The following is a 22,008-nucleotide window of genomic DNA, read 5'->3' as shown; positions in this document are numbered from 1 at the left end:
ACGAGCACGCCGTATCAATGTGAGACGACGACCCTGCCTCGCGTCTGGCCGAGGGATCGACCGCGCGTTTTCGCAGCGTGTCGGGCACATGATGGCCGAAGGTTCAGGTCAACGACTTCTGGGCGGAGCCCACTCAAGCCGCGTCAAGCAAAGGTGACCTGTGTCTCAAAGTGAGACAATCGGGCCAACGGGATTCCGCGCTACTCTGGTTGGACCATCACGTCACACCCCCGTGGACGATGGAGTGCAGGCAATGGAGCCCACCTCAGTCACACTCGGTGGCCGTGCCTCAGGCGGGACGGCCACACCTGAGGCACGCCGCGAGTCCCCACAGCTGTCCGTACGTGCCGAGATCGCGCTGTCATGGCGCCGGTCCGCAGCCTGCGGAATAGCCCCTGACAAGAAGGCTGAACTACCCTACGATCCGGACTTCGACAGTGACAGCCGACTGCTGAAGGCGGCCACGCCGGTGGTAGAACGTCTCGCCAGTTCCCTGGCCGACACCTCCACCAGCATCCTGCTCGCCGACCGGCAGGCGAGGATCGTGCGGCGCTGGGTTGGCGAGAAGCCGCTGTACAGTGCATTGGACAACGCATACGCGGCCCCCGGGTTCGCCTTCGCGGAGGAGTACGCCGGCACTAACGGGTTAGGCACAGTCCTGGAGGAAGCTCGAACGGTCGCGGTTCGCGGCGAAGAACACTACGCGGACTTCCTACGCCACCTGTCGTGCGTTGGGGTCCCCATCCACAACCCGGTCACCCGAGCCGTCGAGGGAGTTCTCGACATCACCTGCCTCGCTGACGACTACAACCCGCTCATCCCCGCTCTGCTCTCCGAATCGGTACAGCACATCGAAACCCGGTTGAGCCACCTGTCGTCCCCCGCCGACGTCGCCCTCGTCGAGGCGTTCACCCGTGCCCGCCGTCTGCATCGAGGCGCCATACTCGGCCTCAACCCGAACATGATCCTCACCAACCCCATCGCCAGCGGCAATCTCACACCCCAAGACCAGGCGGTACTCTGGGACGCGTCCACACAGTTGGCTCGTACCCAGCGCTCCGAAGTAAGCGTGGACCTCACGCACGGGCGGTACCGTGTCCGGTGCCAATCCGTCACGACCGCCTCCCACGACCCCGCTGGGGTCGTGGTGTACCTCGATCCGATCCGGCCTCGCCACCTCAGCACGGGCTACCGCCCATCCGCGACGCCCACCGGCACCGGCTGCACACCTCCAGCGGGACGCAGCCCACAGTGGCGCCGCGTCACCACGCGAATCCAGGAACTGGCTCAGCTCCCCGATCCGGTAGCGATCACCGGCGAACCGGGCACAGGCAAGCTCTACCTGGCCAAGTACCTGCACGAACTGTCCAGCCCCGCCCGGGGACTGCGCGTTTTCAACGCCGCCGACCCCACCGAGACCGCACCCAAGGACCTGATCATCCGGACCAACGATACCCTTGGGCAAGGCGACAACGTCATCGTACGGCGAATCGAATACCTTCCGACACAGGCGCAGGCGCAGCTGCGGGCCCTCGCGGCGACGAGCCCCATCCCGCCTCCGCATCGACAACCGGACGACTCATCGTCACCGCCCAAACCACGACCCACACCCATGAGCGGCTCGAACAAGCCCTCGCATCCTACCCGCACCACCTGTGGGTGCCGCCGCTGGCCCAGCACATCGAGGACATCGCCGACCTGACGTCGGTCCTGCTCACGGAACTCGCCGGCCAACCCACCGCACACTGCAGCCTGCCAACGCTACAAGCCCTGATGCGTAGCCCATGGCCGGGCAACATCGCCGAGTTACGAGACGCCCTTGCCGCCGCACTCAACGCCAGCCATGGCCAGGAGATCCAACCGCACCACCTACCGACCTGGGTGCTCAAACGTGCACACCAACGACAATTATCCGTAATGGAGCAGTCGGAGCGCGAACTGATCATCGAAACACTAGCCAGCGTCGGGAACAACCGGACACAAGCGGCGAGAATCTTGGGCATCGGCCGCGCCACCCTGTACCGCAAGATCCGTACCCTCGGCGTCTCCACCGCCCAGGAACTCCAGATGGGGCTATCTGATCAACTTATCGGACAGTCCCACTGCCAGGTGTCGCGAGACCGTCGAGGACCAGCTCGCTGATCGCGGCGGAGAAGCGCGCTGCGTCGACGGATGGATCGGCGGACGGCCGCGCTGAGGCCAGCGACGGTGCTGGCTCCGAAGACGCTCAAGGACACGGCGCCCGGATCGGCACCCTGGCTGGGGCCCGTCGGAGACACCGTCGAGCAGGAGCTCTACCGGCACCCGGCCGTCCGTGAAGTGGCCGTCGTCGGCGTCCCCGACGTCCACTGGGGCGAGACGCCAGTGGCCACCGTGGCGCTCCAGAACGCCGCCGAGACGACGGCCGAGGAGCTCATCGCGTACGCCCGGGAGCGGCTTGCCCACTTCAAGTGCCCTACCCGGGTCGAGTTCGTGGCCGAGTTGCACCGCACAGCGCCGGCAAGGTTCTCTAGACGGTGCTACGTCAGCAGCAGGGCGCAGACGAACACGCAGTACGCCGCTGAGCTCAGTTCAGACTGCTCCCGTCGTGCCAATCCGGCGCAGGTCACGATTCGAGGGAGAGGAACCGGACCGCGACCTCTGAGATCTTGCGTGCTGTCGCGGTTCGGTCCCATCTGGGCAGGGCCAGGTGACTGACTGTCAGGCGGACCATGGTGTCGGCCGCGTCGATGACGTCGTTTTCGGGAAGACTCGGGTAACTCTCCGCGACCCATCCGGCCAGGGTGTCGGAGGCGAGGTCGAGGAGTCGCGCGGAAGTTGTGAGCAGTGGGAGCATCCCCGTGGACGCTTGGCTCCCCCCATTCAGGTCGCGGTTGGAGATGAGCACCGCCTTGAGCAGGGGGCTACGCCCCGCCTCGTCCAAGGTGTAGTCGACGGCTGCAGCGATGCCGCGCTTCGCATCGCCGACGTGCGCCTCCAGCGCCCCCTGGATGCCCTCCAGGAAGCGTGAGGCTTCCCGAAGCACGACGGCTTCTCCGAGGCCGGCCTTGTCACCGAACTCCTTGTAGAGAGCTGCCCGCGACACCCCGGCTCGGTCCGCCACCTCCCCCATGCGCACCCGGTCCCAGCCGCGGTCGATGATCAAGTCGTGGGCAGCCTCGAGGACAGCCGAGCGCATGTGCTCCCTGAACCGTTCACGCATGGAGTGTGCCCGCATGAAAGACAGGGTAGCGATCTCTGTCTCGCTACCGACTCCCGTCACCGATCTGGACAAGATCAAGCTACCGTGCGTGGTCGTCTGCAACCCTGGTCGTGACGCTGTACGACTGGACAAGGCCCCGCGAGTATCCCGCACCAACTGCCGTGGTCGTCGGCAACTCTCGGAGGTCCTCGACTCGAATGGCACCGGGTCCCCGACCAGTAGCGTGATCGGACGACGACGGCCCAACACCACCCTCCGTTCGTAGGCTGGCACGATCGTCTGCACGCCCCACTGTGCAACAGGAGTCAATGGAGCTGACGTCTCGTCTCCAGCGCGATGCGAACAGTACCCGATCCTTGAGCGGCATCAGACTTCCCTCCGGCCGCTTCGTGATCGATCCTTTCGGGTAGACGACGAGGGCGCGCGATCCACGGCTTCGACCGCAGCGCGGAGCCCAGCTCGGCTGTTGGAACGATCGACCTCGACGTGGCCGGCCGGCCGAAACCACCAGCCGACAGCTCTGCTCTGAAACGGGCTCGTCTTTGCTATGACCGGGGGTCCGGCCCTCTGGTCCAGGATCATCTCCGCCGGGAACAACGGATCGGTTCGGGAGACAGGGCTGACCGCCGGCACCGCACCTCCCGTCTCGGCGAGGCGTCCCGTGCCGCGCCAGTCCACTCTCCTGGCCACCAGCAGCAGCGGTTTGCGAACGAGCAACACCAGCCACCATGCAGGACCGCGTGCGTCTCTGGGGACGTGCCTCACGTCTGCAACCGACGCGATTCACGGACGCCCAGGATGTTAGACAGAAGCCCCATCGCCGTCCACGCTGTCGACATCCAAGTCATCCTTGTTCGCCGCACTGGGCGGTGCCTCGGTGGTGACCACGGTCAGCGGTCGGCCCCCTTCGTCACACCGCAACCTCTGCTGTCAGGGCGGCCATATCGACTGCGGTCCCCTGGCCGAGCATGCGCTTGGTGGTCATGAAGTCCCGGGGACGGTTGACACAGTCAGCGGCTATCAGCTCGCCCTTCCGGAGGTAGTAGCAGGTGAAATCGCGGTCGGCGGTCGGGTCACCGCTCAGGACGATGTCGTCATAGCCCGTGTTGAGTCCCGCGATCTGGAGCTTGAGGTCATACTGATCCGACCAGAACCACGGGAGCGCCGTGACCTCCTTGTCCGTTCCACAGATGGTCGCCGCTGCCACCTTCGCCTGCTCCACCGCGCTCGGCACCGACTCCAGGCGGATCCGTCGGCCGTAGCGTGGCATGTCCTGCGAGGCGCAGTCCCCGGCGGCCACAATGGTGGGATCATTGCTGCGCGCGTGCGCGTCGATCAAGATCCCGTCGTCCACCGCCAGGCCGGCTGCCTCGGCCAGTTCCGTGGTCGGCTCGATACCGACCCCGATGATCACGAGATCGGCTGCCATAAGCTCGCCGCTCGCCAGGACCGCCTCGCGGACGCGGTGGTCACCGACCAGCGCCTCGACCGATGCGCTCGTCCGCACGTCGACTCCCTCATGTTGGTGGACGCGCGTGAAGAATGCCGACACCTCAGGAGCGGTCACCCGCTCGAGGACACGGTCTGCGGCCTCCAGCACGGTGACGTCAAGACCCAGCGCGCGCAACGACGCGGCGGTCTCCAGGCCGATGTAGCCACCACCGACGATGACGGCACGCCGTCCGGGGATGGCGTCCTCGCGGATCCGCTGCACATCAGATGACCGACGTAGGTAGTGCACCCCATCGAGCTGGGTGCCGGCGGCGCGCAGGCGTCGTGGGCGTGCGCCGGTGCAGAGAGCCAGGGCGTCATAGGACAGTCTGTCCCCCGTGCTGAGCAGGACCTGGCGAGCCGAACGATCGATCTCCTCCACGCAGGCGTCCAGGCACTCGATGCCCTGCTTGAGGTAGAAGTCCTGGGAGCGAATGGCCAACTCCGTCAGCGAGCACTTGCCAGCGAGGTAAGCCTTCGACAGAGGAGGTCGCTGGTAGGGCAGCACCGACTCGTCACCGACCAGCACGATCTCACCGGACCAGCCCTCCTGGCGGAGGCTGGTGACCAGCTGCGCCCCGGCATGACTGGCACCCACCACCACCGCGCGCGCTGAGCTCATCCGGCGCCCTTGGGGGTGAGCTCGACCATCAGCTTGCTGATGCCCCGAACGAAGTTGGACTGGACGTATTCCGGCTCCCCGACTACATCGATCCTCTCGAAGCGCGGGAGGATCTCCTCCCAGAGGATCCGCAGCTGCAGCTCGGCCAACCGGTTGCCCATGCACCGGTGCACGCCGAACCCGAAAGCGATGTGGTTGCGGGCGTTGGGCCGGTCGATGATCAACTCGTCCGGTCGCTCGAACACAGTCTCATCGCGGTTGCCGGACGCATACCACATCACCACCTTATCACCCTTACGGATGAACTGGCCGTTGAGCACGGTGTCGGTCTTGGCGATCCGGCGCATGTAGGCAAGCGGAGTCTGCCAGCGGATGATCTCTGAGACCATGTTCGGGATCAGGTCCGGATTGGCCTTGAGCTTCTCGAACTGGTCGGGGAACTGGTTCAGCGCGAGAACGCCACCACTCATCGAGTTGCGCGTTGTGTCGTTGCCCCCGACGATGAGCAGGATCAGGTTGCCGGCGAACTCCATGGGACGCTTGATCAGATCCTTGGTGCTCTCATTACTCTGCAGCATGGTGATGAGGTCGAACCCGGGCTCTTCACCGGCCGCGAGGCGGGCGGCCTTGTCATGCCACAATGTGCTGAGTCCACGCGCCATGCCCACCATGCCGCGGAACAGCTCGTCGTTGTCGGAGGGGCCTCCGTTGGCCTGCTCCATCGAGGTGGCCAGGTTTGACCACTCGACGAGCTTGTGCCGCTGCTCGAAGGGGAAGTCCAGTAGCGTCGCCAACATGCGGGCGGTGAGCTCGATCGACACGGTGCTCACCCAGTCGAAGGGTTCGTTGACGGGCAGGTTGTCCAGGACGTCCCTGACGCGCTCGCGAATGAGGCCCTCCATCTCGCGGAGGTTCTTCGGAGCCACCACCCCTTGGACGGCGCGGCGCTGAACGTCGTGCTTGGGCGGGTCCATGGCAATAAACATCGCGATGTCCATGAACCGCGGCGGCGCCCCGATGACAATGAGAGGTTCCGCGGAGAAGACCTCGTGGTTCTTGTCCACCGCAATGATGTCGGCGTGACGCGTGACCGACCAGAACGGTCCGAAGGGACTGTGAGGCTGGTAGTGGACCGGGGCCTCGTCGCGTAGGCGCTTGAAGTAGGAGGCCCAGCGCCCCTGCCGGTAGAGGAACGGGTTGCTGAGGTCGATGTCTTCGAGCGCGACTTCTTCGACCGGCGGGATCGGGCGTTCGACGAACATCTTCTGCCCGTTCGTGCGGGTCAGCCAGCGTCGGCCCTTGTCGTAGAGGTGTGCGGCCTGGACCTGTCGATCCAGCGGGATGGCGGCCTCGACCTTCCTCTTGACTGCTTCAGGGATCTTCATCTCGTCGACACCTCCTGCTACATCTGGAATTCGGGCAGTTGCACGGTCAGGCCATCCCATGACTCGGAGGCCTTGATCTGGCAGGACAGCCGAGACGTCGCCTGTCGCTCGGGGTTCATCGACAGCATCTCCTCTTCCACCGGACCGGACGGGCCGACCTTGTCGGCCCAGGCAGGATCCACGATCACGTGGCAGGTGCCGCAGGCGGCCTCTCCGCCGCAGTCGCCATCGATGCCCGGAATGGCGTTGTTCGTCGCGACTTGCATCAGCGAGCAGCCCTCCTCGAGGGGCGCCTCGTGCTTCTCCCCGTCGTGCGACACGAAAGTAACGACTGCCATCGACAACTACCCCACTCTTGACCACAAGACGGACACTTCCTTCATGATTGTCGTCGGCGTCCGACAAGGCCATGTCGAAGCCGCGCCATCCTGTTGTGAGTTCGGATCACGTGAGGATCGCCATGTGGAGAGACGAGCCAGGCGTCCCATCTCTTGTGTTCGTGCAACTGCTGAGCAGTTCAGCGATCGATCAGAACGCCGTGGAGGAGTTCCGCGCCATCATGGCGCGCGAGGGAACCGGCGAGCTGACTCTGATTCAGACCCAAGCGCAAGCACCGCTGCGGTGGTTTCGCGAGGTCTATCCCGAACTCGACGCCGAGCAGGCGACCCGGCTGGGGATCGCCTGCGCGGAACAGGCCCAGCTCACGTCCTTCGGGCCGATGAGCGTGCCGCTGGTCAGCGCAGGAACCGTCGCCGAGGTCGTGCAGCTGCTGACCTATCTTCCGGTTATCACCAAGGCCGTCACCACCCAGTTCGATCGCCAGCCGGAGGACCTGACGATTCGGCTGTCCGGGAACGCAGGAGAACCCGACCTGGACTGTCTAGTCGTCACCTACTGCGGCCTGGCCCTCATGCGGTTGATCGACCTGCTGGTCGGCGACACGTCGGAGGTGACCATGCATAGTCGCTGGCCGGAGCCGAGCGTCCTGTCTCGAGAGGCATGGCCAGGGGGTCGGCTCGTCTTCGACGCCCCCTTGTCCTACCTGCATATCCCTGCACGGACGCTGCACACGGCCTGCCGCTTCCCCGACCCACTCGCCTACGAAGTCGCCATAACTGACCTCCAGCAGGCGCTCGAACGTCGGGCTGGCCCCCAGGACTTCACCCGCAGAGTGCGGGAGCTGTTGGACGACAGGCCAGGGGTGAAGACGATCCAGTCAGTCGCGGATGAGTTCTCGATCTCCTCGAGCACCCTGAAACGCCGCCTCGCCGCGGAGGGAACCAGCTTCCGCGAACTCCTCCAGAAGTCCCTGCTCGACCGTGCCCGGATACGGCTGCTCGACCGATCCACGTCGGTCAGTGAGGTCGCCGCCGAACTCGGCTACAGCGACGTCACCAACTTCTCGCACGCCTTCAAAGCATGGACCGGCTCCTCACCGAGCCACTTCCGACGCGCCCACCAGCACCCTTGAGCACGGCTCCCAGCGCAGCCTCTCGGCAGGACCGCGGCTGGGGCGCCGTCCGAAATTTGTTTGACAGACCCTCGGAGGCCGTCCATCAGTCACCCGGCTGACCAACCTTCCTGGAGACTTCGCCCGATCCGGGCCGGTTCTCGTGGTCGGTGAGATGCGCGTCGGGGTCGACCGAGGTTTCGAATGCGGTGGCGAGGTCCTCGGCGGAGGTGTGTCCGTGGGTCTGTCGCAGCGGGGTTTCGCGTAGGAAGAGCAGGGTGACGAACCCGAGCAGCGCGAACGGTACGGCGGCGAGGAAGGTGGTTTGCAGCGCCTCGGCGAACCCGGTGGTGACTGCGAGATGGATGGGCTCGGGCAGCGCCGCGATCTGTTCGGGGCTGCCCTGGGTGGCAGTCCCGGCGGGCATCTGGTCGGCGGTGACCCCGGCCGCCTTGAGCTGCGCGGGGATGGTGTCGCGGAGGCGGTGGGTGAGCAGTGCGCCGAAGACTGCGACTCCCATCGCGCCGCCGAGGGAGCGGAAGAAGGTGGCTCCGGAGGTCGCGACGCCGAGGTCGGCGTGGGGCACGGCGTTCTGGGTCGCCAGCACGAGGACCTGCATCACCATGCCGATGCCTGCGCCGGTGATGAACATGAACACCCCGGCCAGCCACAGCGAGGTGTCCACCGACATCCGGCTCATCAGCGTCAGCCCCAGGACGGCGACCAACAGGCCGACGACGGGGTAGATCTTGTAGCGGCCGGTGTGGGTGATCATGCGTCCGGAGGCGATGGACGTGGCCAGCAGGCCGACCATCAGGGGAAGCGTCAGCAGGCCGGATGCGGTGGGTGACTCGCCTTTGACGATCTGCAGGTACTGCGGGAGGAAGATGATGGCGCCGAACATGGCGACCCCGACCGCGAAACCGGCCAGGCTGGTGATGACGAAGGTGTGGTTGGCGAACAGTCGCGGGGGCATGATCGGTTCGACCGCCCGGCGCTCCTGCCAGACGGTGAGCGCGAGCATGAGCACCGCCACCGCGGTCAGCCCGTAGGTCCAGCCCGAGTTCCAGGCGAACTCCTTGCCGCCGAGCGAGAGCATCAACAGCAGGGCGCTGATCCCGGCGACGATGAAGAAGGCCCCCAACCAGTCGATGGCATGCCTGCGGCGCGGGAACGGCAGCTTCAGCACACGTTCGGTCACCGCCAGGGCCGCGATGCCGATGGGGATTCCGACCCAGAAGGTCCACCGCCACGAGAGGTGCTCGACCAGGAAGCCACCGAGCAGTGGCCCGGCGACGGTGGCCAGGCCGAAGACCGAGCCGATGTAGCCCTGGTAGCGGCCGCGTTCGCGGGGGCTGACGACGTCGCCGATGATCGCCTGGGACAGTGCCATCAGCCCACCAACGCCGATTCCCATCACGGCCCGGAATCCGACGAGTTGCCCCATGTTCTGGGCGAACCCCGAGGCCAGGGAGGAGACCAGGAAGATCCCGATCGCGGACTGGAACATGATCTTGCGGCCGTACAGGTCCGACAGCTTGCCCCAGATCGGTGTGGAGGCGGTCGAGGTCAACAAGGTGGCCGAGACGACCCAGGCCAGCTGGTCCTGGCCGCCGAGCTCACCGACGATGGTGGGCAGCGCCGTGGCCACGATCGTCTGGGACAGGGCGGCGACCAGCATCCCCATCATGAGCCCCACCAGGACGGTGAGGATCTGCCGGTGCGTCAGCCCCGGCATCACCTGTTCGCCGGGTGCCCCAGGGGCACCGGCTTCGGGGGAAGACGGCGTGCTCATCGCTGGCTCCGTTCTGTGCTGTTCGGGTCCGAGGCCAGATGCTTGTCGAGGCCGGCGTTGAACGCGGCGAGCAGGGAAGCGAAGTTCGCCAGGTCCTCGGGCGACCACGACTGCAGCAGCTTCCGGACGACACCGCGTCGTTCCGCCCGGGTCGTGGTCAGGACGTCTCGGCCGCGCTCGGTGAGTCGCAGTCGAAAGGCGCGTCGGTCCTCGGTGTCGGCTTCCCGCGTGATCAGGCCGGCCTGCTCCAGGGAGGCGACCTGCCGGCTGATCGTCGAGGCGTCCAGGTGGAAGTGTGCTGCCAGCGCACTGGGCCGCAGTGGGCCGGTGTCATGGAGCCACGCAAGGATGCCGTAGGCGGCCCTCTCCACGACCTGCTCGGTCGGGCCCCCGCGCAGATGCACCTTCTGGGCGCGCCGCACCAACAAAGTCAGCTCCTGCTCGATGGACTCCACCGAGACCAGGTCGGCCTTCGACCCAAGCGGTTGCATGTACCAACCATAACCGGTGGAGGGACAGCGAGCGCACCAGCCCGCCATTCTCGCGTGGCCAGAGCCGGGGCGAGGCCGGGAGAAGCACGGCCACCAGATCGTCCTGGCTTGCCGAGGTCAGATTGTCGAGGCCGACAGCGTGGCGAGCCAGGGCGGGGCCCGGAATCTGCGATATCGCGAGCGCGGCGCGCTGGTGTGTGCCCGGCGCCGACCAGGTCGAAGACCGTGCCAACTATCAGACCGGTTTCGTGGCCCAAGTCGGGCCACATTCCGCACACGAATGGCAACGATGGTGGCTGCCTGTCACCCGCAGGGCGTTCAAGCGACTACCTCGTCCACCACGGGAAACCCAGCAGGCCGGACGGCACTCAAACCCGCCTCGTCCACGGATCCTGCAGGCGCAGGAAACGAGCACCTCAACCCCACGCGCCTCAGCGGCTTGCTTGAGCCGGATGCCGCGACGAGTGGCACCTCCGATTCTCAGGGGGCCTCCGACCTCGCCGTCCGCTGCGAAGCCCGTCGTGCCGTCACGCCAGCGGCCCGCCGTCGCCGGACGGCTGCCTGGGAGCAACTGCGCCGAGGCCAGCATCGATGTGCACATTGGGCAATTTTGCTCATTGGGCAGAGGTGGGCATACTGAGGGCGTGGATCGTGGGTTGCGGGACCTCAAGCGCGAGGCGACGAGAGAGGCGCTGGCCAAGGCGGCGTTCGAGCTGACCCGTGAGCGCGGCTTGTCGGGGTTTGTCACCGCGGACGTGGTGGAGCGGGCGGGGTACTCGCGGCGGACCTTCGGCAACCACTTCTCCTGCAAGGAGGAGGCGGTCGCTTCGGTCGCGTTCGGTGGTGTCGACGACGCCAGCGCGATCCTGGCCGGCCTTCCCGCTGACCTGCCGCTGCTCGACGTCCTGTTGGCTGTGATGAAGACGCAGTTCACCACGGACGCGTTGGTGAGGATGCGCGAGCTGATGGCGATGGCGCGGCGGTACCCGACCCTGGAGCCCCACGTGCTGGGCGTTCAGCAACGCATGCGCCATACCGCGCAGGAACTCTTGGGCTCGGTGGCGGGGGACCGGTACCCCACCGTCTACGTGCCGCTGTTGTTCGGTGCCGTGTACGGCGCCGTGATGGCCGCTCTAGAGGGAACCCTTGATGTGGACCTCGGCGGCGAGTACGACCCCAGCCCCGCGTCGATGGACTACAGCTCGTTCCTCGACATCACTTTCGACTACCTGCGCCACGGCTTCTAGACCTTCTAGACACCGCCCCTCTTTGCCCTCAAGGAGCACCAGTCCCTCATGTCCACTTTCTTGTACCGGCTCGGACGAACGGCGTTCGGCAGGCCGTGGCTGTTCATTGCGGGCTGGCTCGCCGCCCTCGCAGTGGTCGTCGGTGCGGTCGCCATCAACGGGGTGAGCGTCAGCTCGGAGATGAAGATCGAGGGCACCGAGGCCCAGACTGTGCTCGACCGCGTAGCCGATGAGCTCCCCGCCGCCTCGGGAGGGCAGGCCAGTGTGGTCTTCACCGCGCCCGACGGTGAGCGCCTCGACACGGCGGAGCGACTCGCGGTGATCAGCGGCACCGTCAGCGACGTCTATGACCTCGACAAGGTCGTCAATCCCCTTGACCTCGCCACGGGTACCTCGGAGGAGGGCACCCCAGGCACGCCCGAGGAGAAGGCACCGGGCACTCCGCCAGCCGGGCCGGACCACGGGCAGGCGCCTCCCTACCAGCCGCTGCTGGTGGACGGGGCACCGGTGCCCGGCGTGCTCGTGTCCTCGGACGGGCAGGTCGCGCTGTTCCAGTTCCAGTTTACGGTCGCCTCCACCTCATTGACACCTGAGGACGTCAGCTCGGTGGTCGAGGTGGTGGAGCGTGCCGAGCAGGGTACGGGGATCACCGTTCTCCCGAGCGACTCGCTCAAGGCCATCGAGATCCCGGTCGGTGTTGGCGAAGTGATCGGTCTCGCCGTCGCCGCCCTGGTGCTGGTGCTCACCCTGGGCTCGCTGATCGCGGCCGGCCTGCCCCTGATCACCGCGCTGGTCGGCATCGGCATCGGCGTGGGCGGCGCGTACGCGCTCTCCACGGCCGTCGAGATGAACTCCGCCACGCCCGTGCTCGGTCTCATGGTCGGCCTCGCCGTCGGCATCGACTACGCCCTATTCGTTGTCAACCGGCAGCGACGGCTGATTCTCGATCAGGGACTCACCGCACAGGAGGCAGCAGGCAGAGCTGTCGGCACCGCAGGCAGCGCGGTCTTCTTCGCCGGCCTGACCGTCCTCATCGCGCTGACCGCGCTGACCGTCATCGACATCGCGATGCTCTCCACGATGGCCCTGGTCGCGGCGTCCACGGTGGCCCTGGCCGTGCTCATCGCCCTGACCCTGCTGCCCGCGCTGTTAGGGCTGGTCGGGGAGCGGATCTGCTCGGACAAGGCCCGAGCCCGACGCTACGCCAAGGCGGACGCGGAGTCCCACAGCGTCGCTGACCACTGGGTCAAGGGTGTCATCAGGTTCCGGTGGCCCGTCATCGGCGGCGTGGTCGCGATCCTGGGCGTGATGGCGATCCCCGCGGCCAGCATGAACCTGGGCATCCCAACTGGTGCGACCGCGAACCAGGACACCGCCGCCCGACAGAGCTACGAGGCGGTCTCCCAAGGCTTCGGTGAGGGATTCAACGGCCCGCTCCTGGTCACCGCGGAGCCCACCGGCACCGCAGGCCGCGTCACACCCGAGCTGACCGCGAAACTGGCCGACGAGTTCCAACACCGAGACGACATCGTGCTGGCCGCACCCGTCGGCGTCAACGAGGCCGGCGACCTGGCCGTGTTCAGCGTCATCCCCACCTCCGGCCCCAGCGACGAGGCCACCAGCGATCTTGTGAAGTCGCTGCGCGAGCCCAGCAACGCGATCGCCCAGAGCAACCAGGTGCGGCTGGGCGTGACCGGGTTCACCGCCATCGGCATCGACATGTCCGACAAACTCGCCGATGTCCTTCCGCTCTACCTCGGCATCATCATCGTCCTCTCCGTCCTGATCCTGATGCTCGTCTTCCGCTCCGTGGTCGTCCCGATCAAGGCCACAGCCGGCTTCCTGCTCAGCATCCTGGCCACCTTCGGTGCCACCACCGCCGTCTTCCAGTGGGGCTGGCTCAGCGGCCTCTTCGGGTTCGACACCGGCGGCCCACTCATGAGCTTCATGCCGATCATCGTGACCGGCATCCTCTACGGACTCGCCATGGACTACGAGGTCTTCCTGGTCTCCTCGATGCGCGAGGCACACATCCACGGCCAGCCGGCCCGACACAGCGTCGTCCATGGGTTCGACCAGGCCAGCCGGGTCGTCGTCGCGGCCGCCATCATCATGGTCGCGGTGTTCTCCGGCTTCATCTTCAGCCACGACATCATGATCAAGCAGATCGGCTTCGCTCTCGCCGCTGGCATCCTCATCGACGCTTTCGTCGTCCGGCTGACCCTCGTCCCGGCGCTCATGGCCCTCTTCGGCGAACGAGCATGGTGGCTGCCCCGCTGGCTCGACCGCCTGCTGCCGGACCTTGACGTCGAGGGCGACAAGCTGCTGACCATGCTCAACCAGCAGGCCGAGGCCACCGACCGACACCACATCGAGGTCCGCGACTGAACGAGCCCCCCGGAAGCATCCGGAGCCGAACCACCGGGGGCACGTTCAGCAGCCCCACCACGTCGACCCCGTCTGCCCGCACGGCCGAACGCGGTCGACCATCACCGCCGGTGTCTCGGTCACCGAGGATCCAGCCGGTGATCAGACCAGCGCTCCAGCATTCCCTCCAGCTCGTTGCGCAGGAACGCGATGAACGTCGTCGCCTCGGCTAATCGGTGGCCTTCACCGCCGGGAGCGCCGAGCTCGACCGTGGCGCTCTCCAGCGTGGACTGCCACTGCTTGAGAACCGGGATCCAGGGGCCACGACCATGCCCCAGACGTTGCCGTCACAGACCCGGTAGAGCTCCGCCCTCTTCCCGGGTTGGCGTTCCTTGACCACCATCCGCGTCGCGGTGAGATGGCGCACCGCCCCCGAGATCGCGGCCGGACTGACCCGAAGCCCTTCCGCGAGCGCGGCGGAGGTGTAGCGTTCGGCGTCGTCGGCGAGCATGTAGGCGAACACCCTGGCCGACATCCGTGGGACCCCGCCTCGTTCAGGATCAGGGCGATGCGCTCCACCACCCGGAGCAGCCCCTCGCCCTCGTCCTGCCAGCGGCTCGCCATCATCTGCTCACCATCACCCATCCAGCCAGGCCCACCCGGTACGACCTGCGGGGATGCTGCCCGCAGCCGCTGCAGCCTGCGGGCCACTGACACGTTCCTCACAGGACTCGGCCCGGCGTCGATGTCGCCTCACAGCCCGGACGCTCCAGCCGCCCCCGATCCGTTTGGCCGCCACCGAGCCGTGGTTGGCACCGACGTCCCGCCGGGCACAGGTTCGAACTCGTCGGCCCCCAGCGGCCGGTGTTGGGGCTGCAGTCAGAGATCGAACTGCGAACCGTAGACTCAGGAGGCGTCCGGGCCATCGGAGTCTGTTTCAAGGTCGGCACCACCCCCTCCAAGTTCGGGACCGTCCGGCCCGAGCTGGCCGGTCGTCAAGGTGTACTGGATCGCATTTGCGCAGGTAGTCCTCAAGATCGCCCAACCCGCGGGCGATGTCCTGACGCAGCCTGCGTTCGGCAAAGAACCGGAGGCGGGGCGGAGGATGTTCGCGAACCCACTCCATATACATGAACTGCCCCATGCACCAGCATGCACCGAACGCGACGCTGGCAGCCACCAGCATCCACCACGCGACTGCCAACACATCCCACAGCGCGTTGCCCAGCTGTTGCCATGCCAGCCCGTACGGATCCCGGTACCTCAATTTCACCCACCTCCACCCTGGTGGCCGAACCGAGCATCACGATCACCCTGTACCCAGCGGTAGAGTTCACCGTACGCTGAAATACTCAGGAGGAAAAGGGGGAGCCGTGCGGCCGGCCAGCGCCACTACCTCGGAGCGGGTCTGTCAAACGAGCCGCGAAGCGGGCGACGAACTGGCCGAGCAGCTTCTCCGCCCGATCTAGCCGGAAACCGAGTCCGCGGCGGACACCCAGATAGTCGGCGAGGGCTGGACGCAATGCGCTCATGCCGTACCGTCCGAAGCAGGCCAGTGACGGGCGACCGGACGCAGGGCCGCCACGTCGACCTTCGTGTAGAGCGTGGTCGTGATCGGATCACGATGACGCAGCACCTGGCCGATCTCGGCCAGCGAAGCGCCTGCGGTCAGCATTGCGGTGGCCGCGCTGTGACGACGTTGCCCGCCTGGGCTGGCCGGTTGCCTGACGGCCGCACCTACAACACCTGCCCGTCAGCAGGAATCTGCCGCCACGTCTGCTACGCCCGACACGGAACCTACTTGTGGCCGACTGTGCGCGCCAAGCACCAGGCGAACCTGATATTCGTGCTGGACGATCCGGCCGGGTGGGAGCAGGCGATGCTCGCCGAACTGGCCGCACCGAAGTTCCGCGGCCGGTTCGTGCGGGTGCACGACTCGGGCGACTTCTTTTCCGACGACTACACCCGCAGCTGGCTGCGCATCATGCGCTCTGCTCCTGACGTGACCTTTTACGCCTATACCAAGGAGATCCACCGCTTCCGGCGACTCGTCGAGCCGGACCCGCCCGAGAACTTCTTATGGGTCTACTCCTACGGCGGCACGCAAGACGGCCGGATCGACGCCGCGACGGACCGGGTGGCCGATGTGTTCGCGGACGAGCAGGCCATCGCCGAAGCCGGATGGTCCTCGCAAGAAGCGTCCGACCTGCTGGCGGTGCTAGGTCCTCGCTTGGTGGGCGTGCCATCAAACCGCATTCCCCATTTCCTGCGGCGCTTGCAGGGTCGTCGGTTCTCGCAGTGGCAGGCCGAAGTCGACGCCGAGCGCGAGGCCCGCCGGGGCACCGGCCGCGTCCGTTCGATCACCAGCGCGCCGTCATTGCGCCGCCGCGACGGCCGCCGGACCGACACGCACGCCGCCTAGCTCGCGGCTCGCTGTCCCGCCTTCAGTTCCTCATATCGGGAGGTTATTACTTGTGTTTCCGCTCAGTTCGCCCGTGGACAGCCCGCTCGGCGGGCTGCTCACCGATCCCTGGGGCACGATCCGTGCGCTGCTCACTACGGCCTGGTCTTGGATGCAGGCCTGGGGTCCGATCGCCGCACTCGCACTGCTGATCACCATTACGGCGCTGTGGGCGCTGCGACGCTGGTGGTCCAACCGTTGCCAGGACGCCCTGCACGACAACGCTCGCATCGTGACGATCCTGGCCCCGCCCACGGTCGACCCGGAGGGCGCGCCAGCAGTATGGTCGAACCTCGTCGGACTTCTGCGTCCCATGTGGACTCGGCTCGCGCAGGGGCAGCCCCATCTGGCATGGGAGTACGTGTTCGGCCACGACGGCGTACAGATCCGGCTGTGGGTGCCGGGCACAGTACCGCCGGGCATGGTCGAGCGTGCCGTCGAAGCGGCCTGGCCCGGATCGCACACCACCACCGAGCCGGCAGCGGCTCCGCTGCCCACCAGGGCCGACGGTGGCCGGCGCCGACTGGTCACCGGGGGTGTACTGCGGCTGGCTCGCTCGGAAGCCCTGCCGATCCGCAGCGATTTCGACGTGGACCCTATCCGGGCGCTGCTCGGTGCTCCGGTCGGTCTGGGCGTGTATGACGGGGCGTGTGTGCAGGTGCTCGCGCGACCAGTGACTGGTCGGCGGGTCAAGCAGGCGCGCCGCGCGGCACCTGCACGCCGGGCGCTCCACCCGGCCGGTGGGCCGACTCCTGGACGCGATCACGCCGGGTCCCACGCCGACGGCGGTGAGCCGCGCCGGTGAGCCGAAGCTCGACCCGCAAACGTCGTTGGAGTACCAGGCGCAGAACCGCGCCATCGTCGGCAAGCAGCGCGGCTCGCAGTGGGAGACCGTGATTCGGTACGCAGTTGCCACGACCGTGCCCGCCGAGACGCCGCCCGAACAGATCACACGGGTGCGCGACCAGTTGCGGGGCCGGGCACATGCGATCGCGAGTGCGTTTTCCGGCTACACCGAGCACAACCACTACCAGCGCCGCCGGCTGCGCAACCCGCTGACGGCCATGGCGCGGCGGCGGTTGCGGCGCGGCGACCTGCTGTCGGTGCCGGAGCTGGCCGCGCTGGCGCACCTGCCCACCGACGAGGCTCTGCCCGGCCTCGCGCGAGCGAGAGCAAAGGCCGTGCCACCCCGCCGAATACGCCCACCGAGGGTGAGCTGATCCGGCCCATCGGGGTTTCCGATACCGGGCACACCCGCCCGGTCGGGCTCCAGGTCTCCGACGCCCGGCACCACGTGCACGTGCTCGGCGCCACCGGCAGCGGGAAATCCACCATGCTGACGCGGATGATCCTGGCCGATGCCGAGCACGGCCGGGGTGGGGTGGTCATCGACCCCAAGGGCGACCTGATCACCGATGTGCTGCAGCGCCTGCCGGAGCACGCCGCCGAGAAGGTGGTGCTCTTCGACGCCGACTCGCCCGGACCGACACCCTGCCTGAATCCCTTGGAGGGGTCGAAGGAAGCGGCGGTCGATAACCTCGTGTCCGTGTTCTCCCGGGTGTTCTCCTCAGCGTGGGGCCGCGCACCGAGGACATCCTGCGCGCCGGCTGTTTGGCGTTGCGGGCGGGACCCCAGGTCGCGGGGATCAAGGCCGTCCTCGTGCGCCAGCAGGTGAGCGCCAGCGGTGTCTAGGACGTAGAACATCGGTGCCCGGCCGCGCCCGATGTAGGGCTGGAACCGGTCGAGCACCCGCCACTGGTGCAGTTTGTGCAGCCGCTGGTTGGCTGCGCGCCGGCTCGGGAAGGCGATTTGGGTGATCTGGGTGGAGGTCAGCGTGCGGTGTTCGGCGAGCATCCGCGCCAGCCACCGATCCCGCGCGGTGAGGTGCGCGGCAACGGTGGCCAGGTGATCGGCCGTGGCCGCGACCCGCGCGCTCGTACGGGCGGGCACCCGGGCACGCAAGTCCCTCTGGGCAGACGTGGGGTCGAACACGCAATCTCCTTTGCGGACCGTGTGCAGGAAAACGAGAGCAGCGGGGCGGGCTGTACCCATCTGGTCGGTGCGGCCCGCTCCGCTGGGGTAGCGGGAATCAGGTGGCGCGGCGGGGATCGGTCCCGGTGTCGTCCGGCCCGGACGCGTCGCGGCCCTCGGCCGAGGCGGACAACGGCCGGGTATGGCGCGCAGCGGTCTTGCGCACGAGCCGGGCTCGACCGCGGATCGCAGGGGGCAACGGTTCGGTGGTCACGGTGAACGGCTGGGTTTCCTCGCCGCCCACCACGAGGCGGACTGCCGCATGGAACACACCGAGGTGCGCCAGATCGTGTTCGCCGATTCGGGGCGCGGTGTGCCGCGCCAGCTCGCGGGCATCCTCGGGCGAGGCATTGAAGAGGATCTTGCTGCGCGCGTTGGTGGAGATCCCTTCCTTCAAGTCTTTCCCGAGCTGCCCGAGGTGCTGGTGCGCCAGCGTCATCGACAGCCGGCAGCCCCGCGCCTCGGCCAACATGTCTTCCATGGCGTAGGGCAGATTGAGGAAGTTGTGCGCCTCATCCACATACAACGAGGCGTCCCTGCGCTGCCGCTGCGCCAACGCGGCCCGCGCGGTGGTGGCCTGCCACACGCGCGCCACGATCAGCGAGCCCAACAGCCGAGTGGTGTCTTCACCCAAGCTGCCCTTGGGGATGCGCACGAGGCACAACCCACCATCCAGCGCTGCAGACAGATCCACTGTGGATGGACCGACGGCGATGGCTTTGACCACGAACGGGCGTGTCGGTCTAAACTGCGGGAGATGGTTGACACCTGGGCTTGTTGATCATAGGGATCCGGGTGAGTGAGCCCGTGTTGGACCGCGAGGTGCGTCGGCGCCTCGCGGTCCTTCGTCATGCGGAGGAAGTGTCCGGCAACGTCGCGATGACGTGCCGCTACTACGGCATCAGCCTGCCGACGTACTACAAGTGGCTGCGCCGGTACGAGGCCGACGGCGTCGACGGGCTACGAGATCGGTCGAAGCGGCCGCGGACCAGCCCGAACGCCACCCGCGCCGACGTGGTGGACAAGATCATCCACCTGCGGCGCAACTACCACTTCGGGCCGGAGAAGATCGCGATGTACCTGCAGCGTTACCACGACGTCACCATCAGCCGCTCGACCGTGTGGCGAATCCTGTGCCACTTGGGCATGGGCCGGCTGCCCACATCGCAGCGATATCAGCGCCACGATCGCCGATGGAAGCGCTACGAGAAGCAACGCCCGGGACATCAGGTGCAGATCGACGTCAAGTTCGTCGAACCCCTGCCCAAGGTCAGCAAGACCGGCGTCTCGCTCAAGCCGGTCGGGCGGCGCGGCAAGTTCTACTAGTTCACCGCGATCGACGACTGCACCCGGCTGCGGATCCTGAAGATCTACCCCACGCTCAACCAGAAGACCGCGATCCAGTTCCTGGACTACGTGCTGTCCCAGCTGCCGTTCGCTGTAGAGAAGATCCAGACGGACAACGGCACCGAGTTCGGCACCGAGTTCGGCACCCAGTTCCACTGGCACGTGCTCGACAAGGGCATCGGGCACGTCTACATCAAGCCCCGCACGCCACGACTGAACGGCAAAGTGGAGCGGTCTCACCGGATCGACGCCGACGAGTTCTACCGCCTGCTCGACGGCATCGTCATCGACGACGTCAACGTCTTCAACGCCCGCCTCAAAGAATGGCAGGACTACTACAACTACGACCGCCCCCACGGCAGCCTCAACGGACAGACACCCTATGGAAGACTCCGACAGAAGACCCAAGCCGAAGCGCCCGGGCGAAGCCGGTCTACCGCAGTCGCACAGGCATAGCGCTTGACAGTGTTCAGAGACAGATTCAGCCGCCGGGTGCACTCCAACAGTCCGTGACCTTGCTTGAGTAGGTCATGCACCTGATGCCAGCGCTCGATGTTGGTGCGAGCCAGCGGCCCGTCCTGGACGCCGGTTGCCCCGGCCCAGCAGGCAGAGTGGGCCGCCACCTCTTTGGCCGCTGCTTCAGCCAGGCCGTGCCACAGATGCCACCGGTCCGCGACCTGCTGCACGGCCGGGTCGGCATCGCGGACGGCTTGGGCGTAGGTGTTCGACCCGTCGCGGCACACGATCTCGACGCCGGGATGGCCACGTAGCCAGTCGGCGACCACGCTCGCGCCACGGCCGGGCAGCACGTCGATGCGGACGCCGCTGTCGGCGTCGATCAACACCGTGGCGTACTGGCGGCCGCGACGCAGAGCGAAGTCATCGATCCCCAGCACCCGCGGCACCGTCCGCTCGGGCAAGGCGATACCCAACAACGCACGCACCGCAGTGTCCTTGCCCGCAGCGATTCCCATCACGGGTAGCAACCGAGCCGACGCGCGGCCCGCAAGCTCTCTGACGACGCCGCGTAGTTGCTCGATCAATCGCACCGTGCGCCGCTGATAGCGCTCCAGCACACCGGGGACCTGACTTGGGCCACGAATCGGGTCTGATCTGGGGACTGTCCGGGTAACGGTGGATCTGGTCTTGGTCTGACCGAGAGGACATGACCAATGACCATGACTGATCCGAGCGATCGTGGGGTTGGCTCGGAAGAGATGCTCGATCCTGTGAGCGGAGAGAGCATCGATCAGCGGCAGTTGGCTGAGCAGCTGTTGGCGCAGGCCAAGGAACAGGGCGTCGATCTGGTCTGCCCGGACGGGCTGTTGAACCGGCTGACGAAGAACGTGCTGGAGACGGCGTTAGAGGCCGAGATGGATGACCATCTCGGCTATGAACGCCATGACCCGATGGGTCGCAACAGCGGGAACTCCCGCAACGGGACCAGGTCGAAGACGGTGCTGACCGAGATCGGCCCGGTCGAGATCGACGTGCCCCGCGACACTGACGCGTCTTTCGACCCGAAGATCGTGCGTAAGCGGCAGCGGCGGTTGGACGGTATCGACGAGATCGTGCTGTCGTTGACCGCCCGCGGGCTCACCACCGGCGAGGTCGCCGCGCACTTCGACGAGGTCTATGGGGCCAAGGTCTCCAAGGAGACGATCTCCAAGATCACCGACAAGGTCGTCGACCAGATGGCCGAGTGGTCGTCACGGCCGCTCGATTCGATCTATCCGGTGATCTTCGTCGACGCCCTGGTGATCAAGGTTCGTGGCGGCCAGGTCGTGAACAAGCCGTTCTATGTCGTCGTCGGGGTGACCACCAGCGGTGAACGAGACATCCTCGGTATCTGGGCCGGCGACGATGGTGGTGAAGGGGCACGGTTCTGGCTGCAGGTCTTCTCCGAGCTCAAGAACCGCGGCGTGACCGATGTGCTGATCGCGGTCTGCGACGGGCTCAAGGGCCTACCCGAAGCGATCACCACGACCTGGGAACACACCATCGTGCAGCAATGCGTGATCCACCTGATCCGTAACTCGTTCCGCTATGCCGGACGCCAACACCGGGATGCGATCGTGCGAGGTCTGAAGCCGATCTACACGGCGCCATCGGAGCAGGC

18 protein-coding genes and 5 pseudogenes are annotated in these 22,008 nt (G+C 66.7%); 11 read left to right on the top strand and 12 right to left on the bottom strand.

What is annotated here, in order from left to right:
* Positions 1–253: 253 nt before the first annotated feature.
* The 3 genes from H5411_RS38410 to H5411_RS38400 are packed head-to-tail and all read left to right on the top strand — an operon-like array spanning position 254 to position 2,697.
* Positions 254–1,702, top strand: a complete 1,449-nt coding sequence (locus H5411_RS38410) for a sigma-54-dependent Fis family transcriptional regulator (RefSeq protein ID WP_183126628.1) — start codon at positions 254–256, stop codon at positions 1,700–1,702.
* Positions 1,660–2,142: a helix-turn-helix domain-containing protein gene (locus H5411_RS38405; RefSeq protein ID WP_183126627.1), complete on the top strand. Its 483-nt coding sequence runs from the start codon at positions 1,660–1,662 to the stop codon at positions 2,140–2,142. Before H5411_RS38410 ends, H5411_RS38405 begins: the two co-directional genes overlap by 43 nt.
* Positions 2,143–2,172: 30 nt before the next feature.
* Positions 2,173–2,697, top strand: coding sequence for an AMP-binding enzyme (locus H5411_RS38400; RefSeq protein WP_110341383.1), 525 nt, complete (start codon positions 2,173–2,175; stop codon positions 2,695–2,697).
* Here H5411_RS38400 and H5411_RS38395 read toward each other — a convergent pair.
* From H5411_RS38395 to H5411_RS38380, 4 genes are all read right to left on the bottom strand, one after another.
* Positions 2,606–3,217, bottom strand: coding sequence for a TetR/AcrR family transcriptional regulator (locus H5411_RS38395; RefSeq protein ID WP_009156875.1), 612 nt, complete (start codon positions 3,215–3,217; stop codon positions 2,606–2,608). The two genes, H5411_RS38400 and H5411_RS38395, sit on opposite strands and share 92 nt — an antisense overlap.
* Positions 3,218–4,112: 895 nt before the next feature.
* Positions 4,113–5,315 carry an NAD(P)/FAD-dependent oxidoreductase gene (locus H5411_RS38390; protein WP_110341385.1) on the bottom strand — a complete coding sequence of 401 codons (1,203 nt, stop codon included), beginning with the start codon at positions 5,313–5,315 and terminating at the stop codon, positions 4,113–4,115.
* Positions 5,312–6,700 carry a cytochrome P450 gene (locus H5411_RS38385; protein WP_110341387.1) on the bottom strand — a complete coding sequence of 463 codons (1,389 nt, stop codon included), beginning with the start codon at positions 6,698–6,700 and terminating at the stop codon, positions 5,312–5,314. Before H5411_RS38385 ends, H5411_RS38390 begins: the two co-directional genes overlap by 4 nt.
* Before the next feature lie 17 nt (positions 6,701–6,717).
* Positions 6,718–7,038, bottom strand: a complete 321-nt coding sequence (locus tag H5411_RS38380) for a 2Fe-2S iron-sulfur cluster-binding protein (RefSeq protein ID WP_110341590.1) — start codon at positions 7,036–7,038, stop codon at positions 6,718–6,720.
* A gap of 161 nt (positions 7,039–7,199) precedes the next feature.
* Between H5411_RS38380 and H5411_RS38375 the strand changes: the two genes are divergently transcribed.
* Positions 7,200–8,171, top strand: a complete 972-nt coding sequence (locus H5411_RS38375; protein WP_233520115.1) for an AraC family transcriptional regulator — start codon at positions 7,200–7,202, stop codon at positions 8,169–8,171.
* 85 nt (positions 8,172–8,256) lie between these two features.
* On the opposite strand, the gene H5411_RS38370 is transcribed toward H5411_RS38375, so the two are convergent.
* The 3 genes and pseudogenes from H5411_RS38370 to H5411_RS49440 all read right to left on the bottom strand — a co-directional run.
* On the bottom strand, positions 8,257–9,945 hold the full coding sequence (locus tag H5411_RS38370; protein ID WP_110341391.1) for an MDR family MFS transporter: 1,689 nt from the start codon (positions 9,943–9,945) through the stop codon (positions 8,257–8,259).
* Positions 9,942–10,436 (bottom strand): MarR family winged helix-turn-helix transcriptional regulator, encoded by a 495-nt coding sequence (locus tag H5411_RS38365; protein WP_233520116.1) that lies wholly within the window; start codon positions 10,434–10,436, stop codon positions 9,942–9,944. Before H5411_RS38365 ends, H5411_RS38370 begins: the two co-directional genes overlap by 4 nt.
* A gap of 85 nt (positions 10,437–10,521) precedes the next feature.
* A pseudogene (locus H5411_RS49440) lies at positions 10,522–10,668 on the bottom strand (TetR/AcrR family transcriptional regulator); the annotation flags it as partial.
* Positions 10,669–11,080: 412 nt separating this feature from the next.
* Here H5411_RS49440 and H5411_RS38355 point away from each other — a divergent pair.
* Positions 11,081–11,683 (top strand): TetR/AcrR family transcriptional regulator, encoded by a 603-nt coding sequence (locus tag H5411_RS38355; protein WP_199542772.1) that lies wholly within the window; start codon positions 11,081–11,083, stop codon positions 11,681–11,683.
* A 48-nt stretch (positions 11,684–11,731) separates the two neighbouring features.
* Positions 11,732–14,071, top strand: coding sequence for an MMPL family transporter (locus H5411_RS38350; RefSeq protein WP_110341395.1), 2,340 nt, complete (start codon positions 11,732–11,734; stop codon positions 14,069–14,071).
* 208 nt (positions 14,072–14,279) lie between these two features.
* On the opposite strand, the gene H5411_RS38345 is transcribed toward H5411_RS38350, so the two are convergent.
* Positions 14,280–14,585: a MarR family transcriptional regulator gene (locus H5411_RS38345; RefSeq protein ID WP_110341397.1), complete on the bottom strand. Its 306-nt coding sequence runs from the start codon at positions 14,583–14,585 to the stop codon at positions 14,280–14,282.
* 993 nt (positions 14,586–15,578) lie between these two features.
* Positions 15,579–15,725, bottom strand: a complete 147-nt coding sequence (locus H5411_RS38340) for a site-specific integrase (protein ID WP_110341400.1) — start codon at positions 15,723–15,725, stop codon at positions 15,579–15,581.
* Between H5411_RS38340 and H5411_RS38335 the strand changes: the two genes are divergently transcribed.
* Positions 15,675–16,472 (top strand): GP88 family protein, encoded by a 798-nt coding sequence (locus H5411_RS38335; protein ID WP_158559813.1) that lies wholly within the window; start codon positions 15,675–15,677, stop codon positions 16,470–16,472. The genes H5411_RS38340 and H5411_RS38335 overlap by 51 nt on opposite strands.
* A 151-nt stretch (positions 16,473–16,623) precedes the next feature.
* Positions 16,624–18,143, top strand: a pseudogene (locus tag H5411_RS49895) (helicase HerA domain-containing protein); the annotation flags it as partial.
* Positions 18,144–18,185: 42 nt separating this feature from the next.
* Here H5411_RS49895 and H5411_RS48060 read toward each other — a convergent pair.
* Positions 18,186–18,365, bottom strand: a pseudogene (locus H5411_RS48060) (replication-relaxation family protein); the annotation flags it as partial.
* A gap of 235 nt (positions 18,366–18,600) precedes the next feature.
* Positions 18,601–19,281, bottom strand: a pseudogene (locus H5411_RS38320) (TraM recognition domain-containing protein); the annotation flags it as partial.
* Between the two features lie 56 nt (positions 19,282–19,337).
* Here H5411_RS38320 and H5411_RS47180 point away from each other — a divergent pair.
* Positions 19,338–19,868: a helix-turn-helix domain-containing protein gene (locus tag H5411_RS47180; protein WP_199542774.1), complete on the top strand. Its 531-nt coding sequence runs from the start codon at positions 19,338–19,340 to the stop codon at positions 19,866–19,868.
* A 90-nt stretch (positions 19,869–19,958) separates the two neighbouring features.
* A complete protein-coding gene (locus tag H5411_RS48660; RefSeq protein ID WP_220818056.1) occupies positions 19,959–20,345 on the top strand; it encodes an integrase core domain-containing protein in 387 nt (128 codons plus the stop codon).
* On the opposite strand, the pseudogene H5411_RS38310 reads toward H5411_RS48660, so the two are convergent.
* Positions 20,315–20,977 (bottom strand): annotated as a pseudogene (locus H5411_RS38310) (transposase); the annotation flags it as partial. The gene H5411_RS48660 and the pseudogene H5411_RS38310 sit on opposite strands and share 31 nt — an antisense overlap.
* A gap of 129 nt (positions 20,978–21,106) precedes the next feature.
* Between H5411_RS38310 and H5411_RS38305 the strand changes: the two are divergent.
* The coding region (locus H5411_RS38305; protein ID WP_183126629.1) for an IS256 family transposase at positions 21,107–22,008 on the top strand (902 nt) is incomplete at its 3' end.

Origin of the sequence: Amycolatopsis echigonensis, from assembly GCF_014174495.1 — a bacterium.
In the GTDB taxonomy this organism is placed as follows: Bacteria; Actinomycetota; Actinomycetes; order Mycobacteriales; family Pseudonocardiaceae; genus Amycolatopsis; species Amycolatopsis echigonensis.
Note: the sequence above shows the minus strand (reverse complement) of the source record. Positions and strands in the feature narration are given on the sequence as shown.